Origin of the sequence: Dokdonella sp., assembly GCF_049593775.1 — a bacterium.
Classification (GTDB): domain Bacteria; phylum Pseudomonadota; class Gammaproteobacteria; order Xanthomonadales; family Rhodanobacteraceae; genus Dokdonella.
Genome location: NZ_JBAWHJ010000209.1, coordinates 1 through 20,319 on the forward strand (window position 1 = coordinate 1; position 20,319 = coordinate 20,319).

General features: G+C 61.9%; 10 protein-coding genes and 1 pseudogene. 8 read left to right on the forward strand and 3 right to left on the reverse strand.

The annotated features are described in order from the left end of the window. A partial coding sequence (locus tag WBP53_RS07355; protein WP_423927439.1) for a DUF3418 domain-containing protein occupies positions 1-2,293 on the forward strand: 2,293 nt, incomplete at its 5' end. 22 nt (positions 2,294-2,315) lie between these two features. Here WBP53_RS07355 and WBP53_RS07360 read toward each other — a convergent pair. Beyond that, positions 2,316-2,795, reverse strand: coding sequence for a hypothetical protein (locus tag WBP53_RS07360; RefSeq protein ID WP_423927441.1), 480 nt, complete (start codon positions 2,793-2,795; stop codon positions 2,316-2,318). Between the two features lie 237 nt (positions 2,796-3,032). Between WBP53_RS07360 and WBP53_RS07365 the strand changes: the two genes are divergently transcribed. From WBP53_RS07365 to WBP53_RS07380, 4 genes are all read left to right on the forward strand, one after another. After that, positions 3,033-4,043, forward strand: coding sequence for a hypothetical protein (locus WBP53_RS07365; RefSeq protein WP_423927443.1), 1,011 nt, complete (start codon positions 3,033-3,035; stop codon positions 4,041-4,043). 232 nt (positions 4,044-4,275) lie between these two features. Then, positions 4,276-6,333, forward strand: a complete 2,058-nt coding sequence (locus tag WBP53_RS07370) for a RelA/SpoT family protein (protein ID WP_423927455.1) — start codon at positions 4,276-4,278, stop codon at positions 6,331-6,333. Between the two features lie 85 nt (positions 6,334-6,418). Then, positions 6,419-8,950, forward strand: coding sequence for a protein kinase domain-containing protein (locus tag WBP53_RS07375; protein ID WP_423927445.1), 2,532 nt, complete (start codon positions 6,419-6,421; stop codon positions 8,948-8,950). Positions 8,951-9,181: 231 nt separating this feature from the next. Continuing rightward, a complete protein-coding gene (locus tag WBP53_RS07380; protein ID WP_423927447.1) occupies positions 9,182-9,979 on the forward strand; it encodes an NRDE family protein in 798 nt (265 codons plus the stop codon). 342 nt (positions 9,980-10,321) lie between these two features. Here the strand turns inward: WBP53_RS07380 and WBP53_RS07385 are convergent, their stop codons facing one another. Together WBP53_RS07385 and WBP53_RS07390 are read right to left on the reverse strand one after the other, a co-directional pair. Further along, positions 10,322-12,382, reverse strand: coding sequence for a glycosyltransferase (locus WBP53_RS07385; protein ID WP_423927457.1), 2,061 nt, complete (start codon positions 12,380-12,382; stop codon positions 10,322-10,324). A 453-nt stretch (positions 12,383-12,835) separates the two neighbouring features. Continuing rightward, a pseudogene (locus WBP53_RS07390) lies at positions 12,836-14,494 on the reverse strand (glycosyltransferase); the annotation flags it as partial. 199 nt (positions 14,495-14,693) lie between these two features. Between WBP53_RS07390 and mrcB the strand changes: the two are divergent. From mrcB to WBP53_RS07405, 3 genes are all read left to right on the forward strand, one after another. Continuing rightward, positions 14,694-17,069 (forward strand): penicillin-binding protein 1B, encoded by a 2,376-nt coding sequence (mrcB, locus tag WBP53_RS07395; RefSeq protein WP_423927449.1) that lies wholly within the window; start codon positions 14,694-14,696, stop codon positions 17,067-17,069. 188 nt (positions 17,070-17,257) lie between these two features. Next, a complete protein-coding gene (locus tag WBP53_RS07400; RefSeq protein ID WP_423927451.1) occupies positions 17,258-17,800 on the forward strand; it encodes a tetratricopeptide repeat protein in 543 nt (180 codons plus the stop codon). A gap of 106 nt (positions 17,801-17,906) precedes the next feature. Next, positions 17,907-19,829 (forward strand): ATP-dependent DNA helicase, encoded by a 1,923-nt coding sequence (locus WBP53_RS07405; protein ID WP_423927453.1) that lies wholly within the window; start codon positions 17,907-17,909, stop codon positions 19,827-19,829. Positions 19,830-20,319: the final 490 nt, after the last annotated feature.

The following is a 20,319-nucleotide window of genomic DNA, read 5'->3' on the forward strand; positions in this document are numbered from 1 at the left end:
ATTCATGCGCATGCGTGAGTGGCGTGAGTTGCATCGGCAGTTGATGGTGGGGCCGGGATTCGGGAGTCGGGATTCGGGAGTCGAAAATGCCAAGAGCAATAGCAACCGAAAGAGCAAGGGCAAAGACCAACGAAATCGCATAGCTATGGGCTCGCGCCTGCCTGCAGCCGTGGAGGGGCCCGCTGTTACGAATCCCCAATCTCGAATTTCGAATCCCGTTGACCAAACCAATCCCGAATCTCGAATCTCGAATCCCGACAATGGTGAAGCCATACACCGTTGTCTACTCAGCGGCTGGCCCACCCAGGTCGCGCGAAAGGACGAGAAAAACCAGTATCGCGGGACGCGTGAGCGGAAGTTCGCGGTCTTCCCGGGTTCGGCGCTGGCGAAGTCGCCGCCGCAATGGCTGCTGGCCGGGCAGATCATCGATATTGGCAAGGTCTATGCCATGCAGTGCGCGCGAATCGAGCCGCTCTGGATCGAGCAGCAGGCGGCGCATCTGGTCCGGCGCAACTGGCACGATGCGCACTGGTCGCGCAAGCGCGGCGCAGTTGTCGCGTTCGAACAGGTCAGCCTGTTTGGCTTGATCCTGGTGGAGAAGCGCGCCGTGCAATACGGCAAGCAGGAACCGGCATTGGCACATGAGATCTTCGTTCGCGAGGCGCTGGCCACCGGAGAAATCAACGCGCGCGCCGATTTCATCCGAGCGAACCAGCGCACGCTGGCACAAGCCGAGGAAATTGAAGCGAAACAGCGGCGTTCCGGCCTGCTCAAATCGCCAGAAGAATTGGCTAACTTTTTTGTCGGCAGGATTCCCGACGACATCCATACCAGTGCCGCACTCGACGCCTGGTACCGCAAGGCGAGTCCCGCCGAACAGGCAGCCCTGCGATGGTCGCAGGCCGATGTGCTGTCGACGACGCCAGGCATCGCCGCCGAGGATTTTCCAACCCGAATGGCCATCGGCACGCACGAGATCCGCCTTGAATATCGATTCGTGCCGGGTGATCCGGCCGATGGCGTGACTGCTCATGTGCCGCTTGCCCTGGTCAATGCGCTGTCGGCGTCAGCCTGCGACTGGCTGGTGCCGGGCCTGCTCAACGAGAAAGCTGCCGAACTGATTCGTGGTTTGCCAAAATCCCTTCGTCGCAATTTCGTGCCTGCGCCGGATTTCGCGCGCGCTTTCGTCGAATCGCTGGGCAAGGAAAAGTCAGCGCGCGAATTTCCGTTGATTGATGCGCTCGTGAACTATCTGAGAAAAGTGACCGGAGTTGAAATCTCTGCCACGGACTTTTCGGCTATCGAGTTGCCAGCGCATCTGCGCATGCGTTTCCGCGTCTTCGACGAACGTGACAAACAGCTGGCTGAGGGCAGGGATCTCCTTGCGATCCAGAAATCCTGGGCTTCCGCTGCGCGGGAGGCATTTTCCCAACGTGCGGATGCCGAGCTGACGCGTGAGGATCTTTCCGGTTTCGATATCGAGGACATTCCCGAATCCATTCGTTCTCCTGAGGGGCTGGTTGCCTGGCCAGCGCTCGTCGATCTTGGCGACAGCGTGGCCTTGCGAGTTTTCGAGAATGCAGATGATGCCCGACAGGAGCATCGGCGTGGTGTCGAGCGTCTGTTGCGACGCGGCCTCGCGGACAAGATCAAGCAGGCCCGGCGTCAGCTGCCGCTGGCGAACATCACGGCCCTGAAGTGGGCGGCGCTCGGCAGCGCCGAAACCCTTCGTGCAGATCTGGTCGAGGCCGCGCTGGCGGAGCGCATGCAGGCACACGAGCTGGATTCCCGTTCACGCTCCGCGTTCGAGGCATTGAAGGCCCGGCTCGGAAGTGAACTGTTTGCGGCCGCGGTCGAGCGCCTCAAGCTTGCCGAGGCCATCATCGAGTCACATGCCGAATTGATGCCCTGGCTGGAGCCGCCATTGCTGGGGTTCGCCGCCGCGAACTACGAGGATCTCCTCGAACAGCGTGACAAACTGCTTTCGCCCGGATTCTTGCGCGACACCGATCCGCGCCATCTTGCGCACTTTCCGCGCTACCTGCGCGGCATGCGTTTGCGAGCGGAGCGGCTGCGTCAGGATCCTTCACGTGACCAGGCACGCATGTTCAACGTGCACACCTATTGGCGTGAATATCTCAAGCGGCGCGGGGACAGGGACTTTGATGCAGCCGCACTCGAAGAACTGCGCTGGCTGATCGAGGAATTGCGTATATCGGTGTTCGCGCAGGAGTTGCGTACGGCGGAGCCGGTTTCACAGAAGCGCCTGGCCAACGCAGTGGCCAGGCTTTGAGTTGTCTGGATCCCGGCGGGATCTATTTGATGCGCTTGACTCGCATGTCACAAGGGCAACCGTCTACGTACATGAGCCAGCTGCCGAAGCTCATCGGCTTGACGCGAACGCTGGGCGAGCTGAGACGGTGGCCGCCCTTGGCGCCCGATTCGGCCTGTTCCCAGACCTGGCCGTTTTCAAGCGTTACGCGCGTTTTGCCGCCCCATCCATTGAATTCTCCGCTGATATTCGATTCGATCAGCTGACGCTCTCCGCCATCAGCATAGAAAATCGTTGAGCCATCGGCCTTGATCATCGGCGCGCCCATCTGGCTGACCCCCTTGGTCTGGATCCAGTCGTTGAGGTACTTCAATTCTTCGGGGCTTAACTTCTCCAGGCCCGCCGCCTTGAATTCCGTCTGCGACATGCGCTCTTCGAAAGTGGGTGTCTGGGACTGCGCGAGCGCGCCGGCAGACAGGGGAAGGACGAGAATCAGGGCGAGAAGCAGGGCTCGGGAATGCATGTCGTGGGCTCTTGGCGTTGGTTAAAACGTGACCAGTTGGTCGAAAACTCGTTGTCTAACGGGAGGTTAACAGGTGCGTTGCGGAAATTCAGAGGGTAGAATGTCAGCCAGTGCAGTCTAGCATCGGGCAACGGAAATCCGTGTACCCCGATCCAGCGTATGCGTCGGACGAAATGCCGATACCGCTTATGACCCTGTCCCCCGATTCACTATGTATTCCGGAATTCGATGAAATTGATGAACACGACTCTAGTTGGCAGCTTGCGGGCTGCGCTCTCCCTGGCATTGCTTGCCGGTGCCGGCGCGGTGTCCGCCGACAATACCGCCGCCCTGATTGGTGGTGATGAAGTGTCGGGCGACCAGGCGACCGTAGCCCTGGATTCCAACGTGCCTTCCGCGTTCACCTTCGAGAAACCAGCCGTAGGCCCTTCGACGGCGACGGCGTATTTCAATTCCCATGTGTTTTGTGCGGACTCGCCAATCCAGCCAAGTCAGGTCACCTTGCAGCCGCGCTATCAGCAGCCTGCTTCAGCCGGCAATGATGTCTGGCGTTTCGCGGATGTGTATCTGCAAAGTGCCAGATACCAGGGCAGCGGCTACCACAACAACGGTGCGCCCGTGCTTTTCCTGGGCCAGGCCTCAACTCTCGCTACCAACCAGTTTCGCTGCCTGAATGCGGTTCCGGGTAGCAGCACGGAGTTCCCCAACGTCAGCCAGGGCCTGTTTGACACCGGCTTCGGCGGCAATAACGGACCCACGCCGCCGAGTGAGCCGCATCAGAACATCATTGTCAGCGGTGAGTCTTTCCCGGGCTTTCCGGGCAAGGCCGTCACTGTCGTCAGTGTCGAGATGCAATTCGACGCAAGCCAGCCAGCCGCTGCGGCATGGACTCTGATCGATGGGTTCAATACCAGTGCTCTTTCAACCGGCACTGACGCCAGCTGGTGCCTGTTGCGTGCCGACTGGGTCGCGGGTTCAACTCCACCAGCCGGTCTTTGCGACGACGTTGGCATCCTGTTTCCGGGTTTCTTCAAGGAAACCGGTCCTTATGTACAGCGTGTGCTGACCTTCCCGGTTGGCACGCCGGGGCCCTTCTATGTACTGGTCTATCGGGATGTGATCGGCAGCGCGACTGCTGGCACGCCCCAGCAGGGATTCGCCGCCATCCGCACCAGCGGTGGCATGGCTGTCGCTGCCGAGGAAATGCAGGACTGGTACAGCGACGACAGCGTCTGGTACGTCTACTGATCCTGATGTCCTGATCTTGTGCGGTGGCCAGTCGGTCTGGCTGCCGCGGAAAACCCACGACGCGCGCAACCCGCGGGAAATCTGCCATGGTCCGGCCTGCATGGCCATGATCATTGCGATTGCCGGGGCGGCGCCCCGCGCCTGATTCGAGGATGGTGTCGTGAACGAGCCCAGCGCAGGGCCCAGAGCCCCTATCGACAAAGTCGACGCGCTTGCGCGTATCGAAGAGCGCATGGCCGGGTTGGCAGAGGTCCGTGCGCGTTGGGATGCATCCGCGACTGGGCGACAGGCCGTACTGGCCGAACTCGATCGACTGCAAACCGGAAATGCTGCCCAGGTGGCCTTGTTGCTGCATGAGGCAATGCGTGCCGGCTGCGAATTCAGTGTGGCGGACCTGAAAACCTTCGGCGAGGAAGTCGAGGATCTGGTCGAGGGCCAGCGTGCCGCGGAAACGGTCTGGCCGCTGTATTCGGTACGTGCCGGCTCCGGAGCCGCCGAGGGCTTGCGTCGCCTCCTGCTGGCCATCATCAGGGACCTTCGCGTCGTATTCATCCTGCTTGCCGGTCAGCTCGTGCGCATGCGCAATGCAATGGACCTCGACGAAGCCGAGCGTCACATGCTGGCCCAATTGACCGCCGACATCCACGCGCCATTGGCCAATCGTCTCGGTATCTGGCAATTGAAGTGGGAGCTCGAAGACCTCGCCTTCCGCTATCTGCAGCCGGAAACCTATCGTCGAATTGCCGCGCTGCTGGATGAGCGTCGCGGCGATCGAGAGGCCTGGATCGCAAATGCGCGCGCGATGCTGCAGAAGGCTCTCGCCGATGCCGGCGTCGAGGCCGAGATCGCCGGAAGGCCCAAGCACATCAGCTCGATCTGGAAGAAAATGCAGCGCAAGGGGCTGGATTTCTCGGAGCTCTACGACATCCGTGCCTTGCGCGTTCTGGCCAAGGACGTGCCGGCCTGCTATGCGGCGCTCGGTGTCGTGCATTCGTTGTGGCCGTTCATTGCCGGTGAATTCGACGACTACATCGCCAGCCCGAAAGGCAACAACTACCAGTCATTGCATACCGCCGTGGTCGGTCCTGAAGGGCGCACGCTCGAAGTACAGATCCGTTCGCACGACATGCATGCCTATGCCGAGCTCGGGTTTGCCGCACATTGGCGCTACAAGGAAGGCAGCGGCAGTGATGCCAGCTTCGAACGCAAGATTTCCTGGATGCGCCAGTTGCTCGACACCCGCGATGACCAGGATGACGATTCCGCCTTGCTGGCCGGATTTCGCACGGAGGTCATCGAGGACCGCGTCTATCTGCTGACGCCGAAGGGGCAGGTCGTGGATCTGCCGAAAGGTGCCACGGTGCTGGACTTCGCTTATGTCATCCACACCGATGTCGGGCATCGATGCCGTGGTGCCAAGGTCAACGGACGCATCGTTCCGCTCACTTTCCAGCCGAGCAGTGGCGACCGCATCGAGATCATGACGGGCAAGACTGCCGAGCCGCGGCGCGACTGGTTGTCCTCGCATCATGGATTCCTGCACACGGCGCGTGGCCGCAACAAGGTGCGCAGCTGGTTCAAGCAGGCCGATCGGGACATCAACATAGCGGCAGGCCGTCTTGTGCTCGATCGCGAATTCAAGCGCCTGGCCTTGCACAACGTTGAGCTGGACAGTCTGCCTGCGCGATTCAACCTGCGCAGTGTGGACGAGCTTTACGAAGCCCTGGCGCTGGGGGACGTGACCCCCACCCAGATCGCACGCACGCTGCATGAAGTTGATCGCGACGGGGATTTGCCGCCGACCCGCATGCCATCGACCTTGCGGCCGCCAACGCGAGCCCGGGATGCCCTGGTCATCGAGGGCGTAGGTAACCTGTTGTCCGTATTGGCTCGTTGCTGCCAACCGGTGCCGGGTGATCTCGTCAGCGGTTTCATCACGCGTGGACGTGGAGTCAGCGTGCACCGTTCGGATTGCCGGCAACTGCAGAGGCTCCGAACGCTGGACCCGGATCGCATCATCGATGTCGATTGGGGTGGCGGGCGGCAGCAGGCCTACGAGGTCAACGTCCAGTTGGACGCCTATGATCGCAAGGGCCTGCACAAGGATGTCAGCAATCTGATCGCCGCGGCCAACGTGCAGATTCTTGCCATCGAGGCGCGGGTCGACCCGGGCAGCAACCAGGTGCGCATGGACCTGGCCCTGCGCGTGGCGGACTTCGGGCAGCTCTCAACTCTGTTGGGGCAACTGCACGCGCTGCCCAACGTCATCGAGGTCCGGCGTCAGGCCTGAGCCGCGGAGAGGCGAAACTGGCGGGTGGGCTGATATGCTACGAGCCCCGCTGCAGGGCGGCAGTTTGCATGGATACAAACCGGAAGTGATCGAAATCCCTGGATACCGATTGCTGCGCCAGCTTGGGCGTGGCGGCATGGCTACCGTGTATCTGGCGGTCCAGGAGTCCGTGGACCGCGAGGTCGCGCTCAAGATCATGTCTCCGGCCCTGCTGGTAGACCCCAATTTCGGCGAGCGCTTCCTGCGTGAAGCCAAGATCGCCGCGCGCCTGCATCATCGCCATGTCGTCGGCATCCATGATGTCAGCCGGGTAGGCGACTACCACTATATCGCCATGGAATACCTGGCCGGTGGCCCCGTTCTGAGCAAGGATGGGCCGGCACGACCGGTTTCGTTCGCATTGCGCGTGACCCGCGAAATCGCCGGCGCGATCAACTATGCGCAACAGAAGGGCTTCATCCATCGCGACATCAAGCCAGACAATATCCTCTTGCGCGATGATGAATCCGCAGCCCTGACCGATTTCGGCATTGCCCGCGCCAACGATTCGGCAACCCGCATGACGCGCACCGGGGCAGTGGTCGGCACACCGCATTACATGAGTCCGGAGCAGGCGCGCGGAAAACAGCTTGATGGGCGTGCCGACCTGTACAGCCTTGGCGTGGTTCTCTACGAAATGCTGGTCGGCCGGGTGCCTTACCACGCCGAGGACTCGCTGGCGGTTGGCATCATGCACATCACCCAACCTGTGCCGAGGCTGCCCGAATCGCTGTCCGTGCTGCAGCCATTGGTCGATGGATTGCTGGCCAAGGAGCCGCACGATCGATTCCAGACCGGCAACGATGCCGCGCTGGCCATTGCCCGCTACGAAAAAGCCCTCGCCAACGGTGAACTCGAGGGCCTGGAGACCGCCCCCTCGGAGATCAGGCAGGAATCGCTTTCTTCCGAAACCCGGGTTTCTCCCCTGCCATTGACCGAACATTCGCCGCGTCCGGCTTCCTCCGAAGCCAGTGGGCGCAATCGCGCTGATCCGAGCATGGGCAGGCTGGAAGAGATCCTTGCGGCGACCGATGATCACATCATGCGCGCGCGTCGCAGTTCGCCTCAGCCTGCGCGGCACAAGAAGAGCCGCACGGGGTTATGGGTCACGCTGATCGTCCTCCTTCTGGCGACAGCATCCGGTGCCGGCCTGATCTGGAAGAACCAGGATTGGCTACGCGCGTTCCTGCCCAGCACCGAACTCAATGACATCCTGGCGCGTGCCCAGCGCGCACTGGATGTCGACAGTCTGGATGGGAACCAGGGCACCAGCGCGCGCGAACTGTTCGAGCGAGCACGAGCCCTCGATCTCGACAACGAGATCGCCAGGCGCGGATTGCGAAGCGTGGGTGAAAAATTGCTTGCCCGTGCTCGCGATTCCCTCGCACGAAATGATACCGATACTGCCCGCAAATCCGTGGCCGCCGCACGCGAGCTTCTCGGTGGAGGCATTGCGGTAGATGAGGTCGACAAGGCCATCTCGGCAGTCGATGCGCGCGGTACCGAGACCGAGATCCTGCACGATTCTGCCCAACAGGCCCTCGACGCAGGGCGTTTGATGGGGGATGACGGGGCGGTTGCCCTGTTCCAGCGCATGCTGGTGGCAGACCCCGAGAATTCTCTGGCCAAGGCGGGCATCAGCCGCAGCGCGAAGATGCTTGCCGAACAGGCCGATGCCGCGTTCAGGGCGGCTGAGCTGGAGACCGCTTCAGCGCGTATCGAGGACATCGCACGCATCCTTCCGGCGTTTCCAGGCTTGCCGGAATTGCGGGCGCGCCTCGCCAGTCAGCGTGAAGTGGCAAAGGCAGAGATCGAGAAGGATCTCGTCAGGGGGGAATCACAACTGGGTGCCGGCAAGCTGACAGGCAACGCCGATTCCGCCCAGGCGCTGTTCGAATCCGTACTGCTGCGCGACCCCGGAAATGCGCGCGCACGCGCCGGGCTGCGACGGGTGGCTCAGTCCCTGGTGGCCCAGGCAGGGGCCGCCATCGAGGACAGCAATCCAGGGAGCGCAGACCGGTTGTTGAAGCAGGCGCAGGCGTTGGCACCCGATATCGCCGAATTGCGCAATACTCAGATCCAGTTGCGTGAATTGCGCGAACGCCTGGCTATCGCATCAGAGCGTCCACCACCCTCTGCAGCTGACATGCAGCGCATGCAGTCGCTGATTGCCGATGCCGCATTGGCAATGCGCGCGGGGCGATTGATCAACCCGCCGGGCAACAGCGCGTACGACAAGTACCGGGCAGCGCTGGCCATCGACGGCAACAATCAGGATGCGCTCAACGGGCTCAAACAGTTGCCGGTTCGGGCCCGCCAACTGTTCGACCAGAACCTCGGCGAGGGGTCCCTGGCCCGCGCGCTGGGCATGCTTGAAGTCGTGCGCCAGATTTCCCCCGCCGATTCGACCCTGGTTTCAATGTCGGCCCTGCTGGCTGCGGCTTATCTGGATCAGGCTGAACAGCAGATTGCCCGCAACCAGATGGATGATGCAAGGCGCTCCGTGCAGACTGCGCGGGGCTTGAGTCCAAACCATCCCCGACTCGGTACGCTCGAACAACAACTGCGCGGCCAGTAGACGCCGGCAAGACGCGGCGCGTCAGTCTGCGTGACCAGTTCCGTGCAAACGTGCGCGCTCGTGTTCAGTGATCCGGCGCGATTCAGTCAAACCTCCCTGCGGCGCTTGCCGTAGACTCGATCACGACAGCTCGCGCGAATCCCGTGCGCTGCGCGTCGATTGCGCAAATTCGTGAACATAAGGGGTTGGTAGCGTGATCATGTGGACAGGAAAGCTGGTCGGGATGTTCGCATGTGCATCCTGCTGATCGCGATCGACACCGTACTCGATTGGCCATTGTTGCTGCTGGGCAATCGCGATGAATTCCATCCGCGTCCCTCGCTTTCCGCGCAACCCTGGCGTGGCGCGGGGGATTGCCTGGGTGGGCTCGACCTGGTCGGAGGCGGCAGTTGGCTCGCCCAGCGCAATGACGGTCGATTCGCCGCCGTCACCAACTTGCGCAACGGACTTCCCGCACAGGCACCCAGATCACGTGGCATGCTGGTCCGCGACTTCGTCACGAGCAATCAGCCACCCGAGCAGTTTGCCCAGCGCGTACTCTCCGATATCGGACTCTACGGCGGGTTCAATCTGGTCTTCGGCGACCGTTCGTCGGTCTGGTTGATTGATGGCAGTACCGCGACCGTGCAGAGATTGCCCGCCGGCGTACATGTCGTCAGCAACGGTCCCTATGCCGGATTCTGGCCCAAGAGCGAGCGCTTGCGAACCCAATTCATGCGGACTGTGAATGCGGGGTGGCGTGATGACGCCAGCTTGTTGGCCCTGCTCGCCGATACACGCGTTGCCGATGATGCTGAACTCCCCGATACGGGTGTCGGTCTGGAACGCGAACGCTTGCTGTCTCCGATCTTCATTCGCGGCGAGCACTACGGGACGCGTGCCAGCTCTCTGGTCATGCGGCATGAGGACGGCACCCTGCATTTTCGTGAACGCAGTTTTGCCGCACACGGCACGCAGTCGGATGAAGTCACCTGGGTCTGCCCATCCTTCGACAGCGAGTGGCGACTGGATGATGGTGCTGCCGACTGAGGTCGCTCTGGCTTTGGTAGGGGTGAGTCTCGGACTCGCCCGCGTTTTCCCAGCGCTGCGAACCAGGTATCGCGGATGCGGAATCTGGCCGATGAAGGATTTCACTATTCGGGACCAGAGCAGGCGGGTCTGAGAGCGTGTTTACAAATCCCGCCAGCCTGCGCGATTTGCTCCCTCTCCCGAGAGGAGAGGGGGTAGAGGCAGGTCTGGTTCGAGGTCGAGCCCGCTGCGCAAGCCATGCGCCGAAGTTTTGCAAACGCCCTCCGAGGCCCGCCCCTACGACGGCCTGCAAGGTGGCGCGGACTTCGGCGGCCACTTCCGCGTATCGGTTTCGCGATTGAATCAGAAGCCGATGATGCGGCGGATTGCCTTCTCGGCAGCGTCAAACGAGAAGTGCGCGTGGACGTTGGCCAGGCCGTTGGCCGAGAGTCGGTTCCAGAGTTCCTCGTTGCCGTATAGATCGACAATCGCACAGGCGAAGGCGTCTGCGTCAAGGGCGACCAGGACATCTTCGCCAGCGCGCACGTGCATGCCCTCCACCGCCATTGGCGTTGCGACGACTGGCAGTCCATAGCTCATGGCCATGTTGACCTTGCCCTTGACCCCGGCGCCGTAGCGCAGTGGCGCAATGGATATTCTGGCCGAGTCCATGGCTGGCGCAATGTCGTCCACGAATCCGTGCACTACAAGGTGGTCGCTGGCGAGTGCCTGGATTTCGGTTGTGACCTTGCTGCCGATGACGTGAAGGCGAATGTCGGCGATGCGTTCACGCACTCGCGGAAGTATCTCGCGAGCGAACCAGAGCACCGCATCGGTGTTGGGCGGGTGCTGGAAGCCGCCGACGAACAGCAGGTCGCGACGGTCTGCGAACTTTCGCCGGCAGCCGTAGACTTCATGGACATTGGAAAGCACGTCGACCGCGACGCCGGGTGCGTCCCGGGCGAGGATTTCCTCCTCTACGGGGCTGACCACCAGGGTGACGTCGCATTCGCGCATGATTCCGACTTCAAGCATGCGGGTGCGTTCCGACTCGCGTGCGAGGTCAGTACGCCCCTCGAGTTCAGCGGCACGCTGTTCACGCAGATAGTGCAGATCCACCGTGTCGAAAACGAGTCGCGCGCTCGGCGCGTACATGCGTGCCAGGCCAATGAACTCGCTGGCCACGTAGTGCCGTGACAGAAGGATGGCGTCGAACTCGGCACCACGTTCACGGAATAGTGCAGCCGGATCATTGTTGAACGGGTGGTAGAGCACTTCGACCCCGATTTCCTGGAGCGCTGATGTGTAGCCCTCCACCCAGGCTCGGTTGCTGGCCATGAACGCGACATGGCAGCCATTCCGGCGCAGTACGCGCATCAGGTTGACCATGCGCAAGGATCCGGAATCCTGATCAGGTGCCGGCGTGGTCGCATCGATGATCAGGATACGGCGCACGGCGCGATGGCTGGCCGCAACATGGATGCTGGTGCCCGGTGCGGGTTGCGCGCGCAATGCATCCTTCCACTTGTCTAGGAACTTGGCCTGGTTGACGACCTGGTAGCGCTTCATGCCGCTGCCGGTGTCGGTGCCTGCTGTAATACCCTCGAAGTGGACAACGCGGGAATCGGGCTCGTAGAAAACCTTGTACCCGGCTGCGCGCACGGCGAAAGCAAGGTCGGTGTCTTCGTAATAGGCGGGCGCGTAACGCGAATCAAACTGGCCCAACTGTTCGAACAGCGCGCGACGCAACAGGATCGCTGCTCCCGAGCAATAGTCCGCTTCGCGCCGGAACATGAACCGACTGTCCTCCGGGTCCTCGAATCGACCGTAGTTCCAGCCCGAACCGTCACTGAAAATGATGCCGCCGGCTTCCTGCAGCCTTCCATCCGGATAAATCAGCCGCGCACCGACGAGGCCAGCATCCGCCTCTTCGGCGAAACAGCGCATCAGTGCTTCCAGCCAGCCTGGCGTGACCAGGGTGTCATTGTTGAGGAACAGCACGAATTCGCCGCGGGCCATTGAGGCGCCGGCATTGCAGGATCCGACAAAACCCAGATTCTGCGCATTGCGCAGCACCCGAATTCCCTCTATCTGCGCCAATCGCTGCTCGGTCGAATCAGTGGATAGATCATCGACGACGATGACCTCGAAAGGCGTTGTCGCCGCATGTGCGGCCAGCGAGCGCAAACAGGCCGCCGTATAGGCAAACTTGTTGTGCACCGGAATGATGATGGAGACTTGTGGCTCGCTGCTGCCGGGCACCGCGAATGGAGCGAAACCCTCGCCAGGAGCAGCCCAGGTTTCCCGCGCTGCCAGTCGTGAGCTGCCACGCAGTTCGCGGACCAGACGGTTCCAGGTGCCGCGAACTCCATGCCTGGCAAGGCTCCCACGCAGGCGGCGGAACTGGTTCAGTACGCGCTGCATTCGATAGCCGCTGGAGGCGCGCAAATCGCGCAGGATTTGCAATGCCTTGCGCAGCGGCCAGGTGTATCGCCAGAACCGGCTCATCGCGATAGGACGCAACTGCCCGACTTCCTCGTTCAGGGCCAGCGCCCATTTCGAGCGTTCGTCGAATTCGATACGCAACTGCTTCAATTCGTGATCGAGGCTGTGCCCCCATTCGCCACGCTTGTGGGATTCCGCGCGCAATGCTTCAAGCTTGATGGCAAGTTCCGCAGAGTGCTTGCGTGCCCGGTTGTGCTCAGTCAGCTGGTGCATGAGCTGGAGCATCGGATCGTCGAGGCTGGCAAGCGGATAGCGAAGCGCCGGGACGATCGGCAGGTCCAGCGCGCCAGCGTAGGCACGGGCCATCGACCCAAGATCCATTTCACGCCGTTCGAGCAGGGTCTTGCGGACAGCTGCAAGCTGTTCACGCCGCCCTGAGAGTTCAAGGATGCGCGCAACGATGGCGTCGGCATTCGCCTCGACCAGGAAGCCGTTGACGCCATCGTCGATACGCTCGACATAGGCGCCCATGCGAGTGGCTATGACTGGCAAGCCCAGATCGCGCAACTCGGACAACATGTAGCCGAACGTCTCTGCGACCGTAGGCATCAATACCGCTGCATCCGCACCCAGTCGGGACAACAGCTCGGGCAGCTCATCTCGCTGGTAGTCGAGCACGATATGCACGCCGGTTTGGCCAAAGAACGCATGTGCGTCGGAGCCCGCGCCGAGCAGGAAGATGTCGGCGTGCTCGCGCAGCCCCGGCAACACCTTTTCGAGCAATTGCGCACCCTTGCCTCGGCGCACGCGGCCCGGTATCACCAGGCGCAGGCGATCACACGCGTCGGGCTCGCTGCAGCGCGGGCTTGCCTCGGGCCAGCTTGAGAGGCCGTGCGGAATGACGGCAGATCGCAGGTCGGACAACTCGGGCGCCAGGCGAAGATCATTCGTCAACGCGGATTGGCTGGGCGCAACAATCTGCGCACCGGCGGCCAGCAACTTGCAGACAACTGCATCCCGGATCGATCTCCAATGGAGCGGATCGGTGTTGCTGAATTCACGGTCAGGTCCCAGTGCGGCGAGATCCGATGCGCGTTGGGCTTCGTCGAAACTCAATTGGGTGTCGCTGAAGTCGCGATGCAGCACGGGCCATAGTGGATAGTGGTCGTGCACGATCCGCATGGTCGGCAAGCCCGTGTCGAGAACATCCAGGCTATGGCCGATCAACGAAGACACGATGATCGCATTGACTGAAAAGTCACCTATCCATTCCTGCAGCAATTGCCGGTAGGCCGGATCCGCGACGACAGTGTCGGCGATCGGACAGGGCAGGGCGACACGTCGCAATGGGGGGCCGGAACGCGTTCCGTCGTGAATTTCCAGCCATTCGCCATGACATCGACGCGCATGGCTGCCACGTGCGATCAGGACAAGATGCCGGGCATCGCTGAATGCAGCGCAGAAATCGCGTACCCAGCGATCCGCGCCGCCGCCCCAGCCATGCAGGACATGCAGGATGACTGGCCGCGCATCGAGGCCGGGACAACCCGGCGTGGCTTTGGAGGCCAATGCTGCGGCTACCTGGTCACGCAGCTCGGCCAGTGGCGAAGGCGGCAGCGGGTCACGCGGGTCAGTTTCGCCAGCGGGGCCAGCAACAGGTTGGCCCGCTGCACCTGCATACAGGTGATCAAGCGTGACCAGTCTCCATGCGTGCGTTCCTGCTGGGCTCGCTGCAATTGCGCCAGCCTCCTTCCACGCGGCCAGCCGTTGACCATGCCAGGCAGAGGCCAGTGCGGAAACCGATGTGGTGTCGATCAGCAGGTGACGCGAATACGCAAAGCAGGTCGCGTCAATCCGGTTTGTCGAGTCATTGCTGCTGACGCCGGCAGGCAACGGCGAACGTTGTCCAGCGAGGTTGTCGAGTGCGCCGGCAGCCAGTACGTTCGGGCCTTCAAGGGCGCGCTGCAGGCGATCCAGTGCGTGAGCCGGCAATTCGGCATCGCTGCGGACCAGCAGCAGGGTTTGTCCGGGAAAGGCCTCAGCCAGGCCGGCGACCAGCTCCATCGTGTCGGCCGAATCCAGCGCGGCCATGCGCCGCACCTGCGGATGGGCCGGCAGTGCTGCGCTCGCACCACACAGGACCAGTTCGACCGGACTCGCAAACTGCTCCAATGTCGCCGTCAGCCACGCCTCGCTGCAAGCGGTACTGCCATGCACACAGAGGATGGCCGGGTCCGACGACGGTGTCTGCACGATCTTCCAGAACGGGAGTGGACGCGGATTATCGGCGATGCCGACGCACACTGTCACGGACGCGCCATGGTTCGGCGAGAATTCCGGGATAGACTTGGGTCAACTTCCCGCAGACGCACCTCCAACCTTGTTTCGACGCCTGTTTTCCTTCATTGCCCTGCTGTGGCGCATTTTCAGGGGCCCGCTCCTGCTGGGTATCGGTGCCATCGCCGGATTCCTGATCCCTTATTCCATCGTCCTCGACCAGCAGGTCCGCGAGCGCTTCGATGCCTTGACCTGGCAAATTCCGAGTCGGGTCCTGGCGCGACCACTGGATCTGGCCCCGGGCCGGCCGATGAATGCCGAGACCCTGCTGCTGGAACTTGAAGCGTCGCGCTATCAGGCTGATGGCAGCTCGCGAACGCCGGGCACGTTTTCCCGCAAGGGTGACCAGTTCGCGATTTCGCGGCGTGCGTTTCTTGGCCTGGATGGCCGTCATCCGGCGCAGCACATCAGCCTCGAGCTGAGAGGCGGTCGAATCCAGCGCCTGCGCGATGGCGAGTCTGGGGAGGCCCTGCTACACGCCGAACTGGATCCGGCCCGCATAGCCACCCTGTACGGCTTGCAGCAGGAAGAGCGGCGCATCGTCCAGCTCGAACAACTGCCAGCCTTGCTGGTCATGGGCTTGCAGGCTGTCGAGGATCGCGACTTCAAGCACCATCATGGCATCGACGTCGTCGCGATCCTGCGTGCGGCCTGGGCCAATATCACGGCGGGGCGCGTGGTCCAGGGCGGATCGACACTGACCCAGCAGCTGGTCAAGAACCTGTTCCTCGATCGCGGCCAGAGTTTCGTGCGCAAGATCAACGAGGCCTTGATCTCGCTACTGATCGAGTACCGCTACGACAAGCGCCGCATTCTCGAAGCCTACGTCAACGAGATCTTCCTCGGTCAGCAAGGCGGTCAGGCGGTACACGGTTTCGCCGCTGCTTCGGAATTCTATTTCGGACGAGACGTCGCTGCACTCGGAAACGCGGATATCGCCTTGCTGGTCGGCATGGTCCAGGGCCCCAGCCTTTACGATCCGCGGCGATCACCACAGCGTGCGATGGAGCGACGCAACCTTGTCCTGCAGCAATTCCATGAAACCGGTCTGATCGATGCAAAGGCGTTGGCCACGGCCCAGGCACGTCCGCTGGGTATCAGTGCCCGAGGTGCGCTGCCACGAAATCGATACCCGGCGTTCCTGGAACTGGTGCGCCAGCAACTGCGGCGCGACTTCGAGGACCGCGAAGTGGATGCATCCGGACTTTCCATCCACACCACGCTTGCCCCCTCTGCGCAGTTGCAAGCTGAGGCCGCGCTGTCCAATGCCCTGGCCTCGCTTGGCAAGCGTGATGCCGGCGTCGAATCCGCAGTCGTCGTGACAGCCGTGCCAGGCGGGGAGGTGCAGGCGCTGATCGGTGGTCGCAACGCGGATGCGCAGGGGTTCAACCGTGCTCTCGATGCGCGGCGACCAATCGGTTCGCTGGTCAAGCCATTTGTCTATCTGGTCGCGCTGGCCCAGCCTCAGCGCTACTCGCTGGCCTCACGCATCGACGATGCGCCGGTGGATCTTCCGCAACGCGACGGTACGCGTTGGGTGCCGAAGAATGACGATGGCGACGTACACGGCGAAGTGCTGCTGATCGATGCCTTGAAGAACAGCTGGAACCTGGCCACGGTGCAGCTCGGCCTGCGCCTCGGCGTCGACAAGGTTCGCGGCCTGTTGCAATCATTCGCGCTGGGTCGCGATATCAATCCGAATCCCTCCCTGCTGCTCGGTGCGGTCGAACTCAGTCCGTTCGATGTCGCCCAGCTGTATCAGTATTTCGCCGCCGACGGACACGCCGTGCCGCTGCGTGCGGTTAGAGGCGTGATCGATGGTGAGGGCCGCACGCTATCGCGATACGGCGTCGAGCCGGGAACCGGTGACTACGTGGCCGCCTCGCGCCTGGTCACCTGGGGCATGCAGCAGGTTGTGGAATCCGGCACGGCGCGTTCGATCGGCGCAGCAGGATTGGGAAACCTGCACGCGGCAGGCAAGACCGGAACCAGCGACACCCAGCGTGATTCCTGGTTTGCCGGATTCAGTGGCAATCAACTTGGAGTGGTCTGGGTCGGACGCGATGACAACCAGCCGACAGGCCTTTACGGGTCGACGGGCGCGCTCAAGGTCTGGATCGACCTGTTCAAGCGTCTTCCGGCCGAGCCGCTGATCCAGCCTGACGATGGTATCGAGTTCGTGTGGATCGATCCCGAAAGCGGTCGGCGTACGGATGCCGTGTGTGCGGAAGCGCGTGAGCTGCCTTTCGTTGCCGGGTATGCGCCCACCGAGCGCCATGGCTGCGCGCTGGATCGAATTCGAGAGTGGCTCGGTGGCGGCAAGGACTGATCGGCCAATTCTTGAGACTGAACGCGATCGCTTGCGCGACTTGTCGCTAGCGGCTTTCTCCATCAGCTGCGCCGGAAAGGTTCATTGCGAATGGTCCCTGTCGCGTGTTCATGAGCGACTTGCCCTCTTGAATTGCCCGGATTGACGCTATGCTTGGCGGATTCCCGAACACCATCATGCTTCGATCCATGAAATTTGCTTCCCAAAAGATTCGCTTCGTTTCCATTGCCAGCTTCATTCTTGTCAGTGCCGCCTGTTCGTCTCCTGGCGAGCCGGAGACCGCCGTGCTGGTTCGTCCCGCGCCTGAGCCGGCGTCTGTCACGGCAGTGCGGGCGATCAGGGACGCCGGAGCCAGTGAGGAGTCTGTCCTGCAGATCAATCCGCTGCGTGATCCTGCGGTCAAGGGGTTCCTCGCCGAGGCTGCAGAAGCCGAAAAGGCGCAGCAGTTCGATGCGGCATTCGTCGCCATCGGCAAAGCCAGGAATCTTGCCCCGGAGGCCCCCGATCTGCTCCAGTACGAGGCTGAAATCGAACTTCTACGCGGCAATACGATCGAGGCAGAAAAGCTGGCTTACGAAAGCTTCAAGAATGGGCCGCAGATCGGTCGCTTGTGCCAGCAGAACTGGCAGACCATCCTCGAGGCTCGAAAGATTTTCAAGGACGCGGAATACCTGCCTTACGCGGAATCCAAGCGGGATGCTTGCAAGGTTCCGCGTCCGGTTCGTCTCTGAGCGTTCGGTGACTACGCTCGACGATGTCTCCCGACTCGCATGCCTGATACCTCGATTCACATTGCCGAGGAATCGCCATTGAACAGCATGCGGAGCATCACACCCCATGTCTGATGCGGTGGCGGATCTCCTTGGCGGCGAAGGTCCATTTGCGCGCGAGGTGCCGGGCTTTGTTCCGCGTGAAGTGCAGCAGGTCATGGCTGAGGCGGTTGCCGAGGCGATCGACCAGCGCCACGCCCTGATTGCCGAGGCAGGCACCGGCACGGGCAAGACATTCGCCTATCTGGTGCCGGCGCTGCTGTCAGGCAAGCGGGTGATTATTTCCACCGGCACCAAGGCTTTGCAGGACCAGTTGTTCCATCGCGACTTGCCGCGCGTGCGCAGCGTGCTCGGCGCACGACTCTCCTCGGCTCTGCTCAAGGGGCGGGCCAACTACTTGTGCCTGCATCGGCTGGAGCAGGCACGCAGCGATGGCCGCTTCGCCACCCGTGAACAGGTGGCGCAACTGCAAACGATCCACGCCTGGTCATCAACCACTCAGAGCGGTGATCGTGGCGAGCTGGCCGAATTGCCCGAAGACTCTCCGCTGTGGCCACGGGTGACATCCACTACCGAAAATTGCCTGGGCAGCGAATGCCCGATGTTCAGCGACTGCTTCGTGGTCAAGGCGCGTCGCGCTGCGCAAGAGGCGGATCTGGTCGTCGTCAACCATCACCTGCTGTTCGCCGATCTGGCGATCAAACAGGAAGGCTTCGGCGAAATCCTGCCAGGTGCACAAGCCTTCATTCTCGATGAGGCGCACCAGATTCCAGAACTGGCAGGTCAGTTTTTCTCGATTACCCTGACCGCCAGGCAGCTGACCGAGCTGGCCACCGACACCCTGGCCGAAGCGGCTGCGGTGACGGGAGCGCTCGGTACTCTGCAACCTGTTGCCGAAGCCATGACCCCCGCGGTGCGTCGTCTTCGCCTCGCGCTCGACCGGTTTCCAGCCAAGGCTGCATTCGTCGCCATTGAGCGGGATGCCGAAGTCGAGCGCGAACTGGATGGCGTGCGTGTGGCGCTTGAGGAGCTGGCCGCCGCGCTGGCTGCACATGCCGAACGCAGTCGCGGTCTCGATGCCGTGCACGAGCGTGCCGTGCAGATGAGCGCACGCCTGCTCCATCTGTGCGACAGCCAGAGCCGGGAATCCGTGCATTGGTATGAGTTGAGCGCGCACGGATTCGCCCTGCACGCGACACCGTTGGATTTGTCCCAGCCGTTGCGCGAATTGCGCGAACAAAGTCATGCCGCATGGATCTTCACCTCGGCAACATTGTCGATTGCCGGGCGCTTTGATCACTTTGCGCGCCAGTTGGGCCTGGAGGATCCGCACAGCCTGTGCCTGGACAGTCCCTTCGACTACGCAAACCAGGCCCTGGCCTACCTGCCAAAAAACCTGCCTGAACCCGCCGCGCCGGATTTCACCGAACGCGTGGTCGAAGCGGTGATTCCGGTTCTGCAAGCTTCGGGCGGGCGCGCCTTCCTGTTGTTCACGTCGCATCGCGCATTGCGTCGCGCGGCGGAACTGCTGGAAGGCCGGGTGCCGTGGCCGCTGTTCGTCCAGGGTTCGGTGCCGAGGCATCAATTGCTCAGCGGTTTTCGTGAATCCGGCAATGGTGTGTTGCTTGGCGCAGCCAGTTTCTGGGAAGGTGTCGATGTTGCCGGCGAGGCGCTCAGCGTCGTGGTCATCGACAAGCTGCCATTTGCAGCTCCAGATGATCCCGTCCTGGTCGCGCGTCTTGAGGTGTTGCGCGAGTCCGGTATCAATCCATTCGTCGAGTGGCAGATCCCGAACGCCGTGATTGCGCTCAAGCAGGGTGTCGGGCGGCTGATTCGCGATATCAATGATCGCGGTGTCCTGGTGCTGTGTGATCCACGCCTCACCACGAAGGGATATGGAAAGACATTCCTTGCCAGCTTGCCCGGATTTCCAAGGACCAGGGAACTCGCTGATATCGAGGAATTCTTCTCGGATGCCGAGTCATCCTGACATTTCGGCGCGTGTTCTCGGCGTGGACGTTTCGCGCGGAACCTGAACGACCAGGTTCCGCTGGAAGGGCGCGTGGACGGATTCGTTCTCATGCTTGCGGAGTAGCTCGTTCAGCCTTGCGGTTGAGGGATTCTGGTGGCTTTTGACGGGGGTGCTCTTGCAGTGCGAGGACATCCAGAATGCGATTCGGGAGTGCACTCCCCAATGGGGCCTGCCATGTATCCCGCAACGCGTTGGCTGCTGCATTGCAGCAACTGAAAATCGCGTTGATCGGCTCGCGCCAGAGTGCTATACATTAAGCGTTCAGGTGCGTTTTCATCCTCCATTGCATTCCCATCTGAGTTGGCTGACCCGACAATTTCGGGTTCTCAAATTTTGCATAAAAGTTCAGGAGTCAACATGCGTAATTCAGTTCGTGTGAAAACTTTGGTTGTGCTGATATCGGCCAGCCTTGGCGGCGTCTACGCACCTGCGGCGTGGAGTCAGGCAA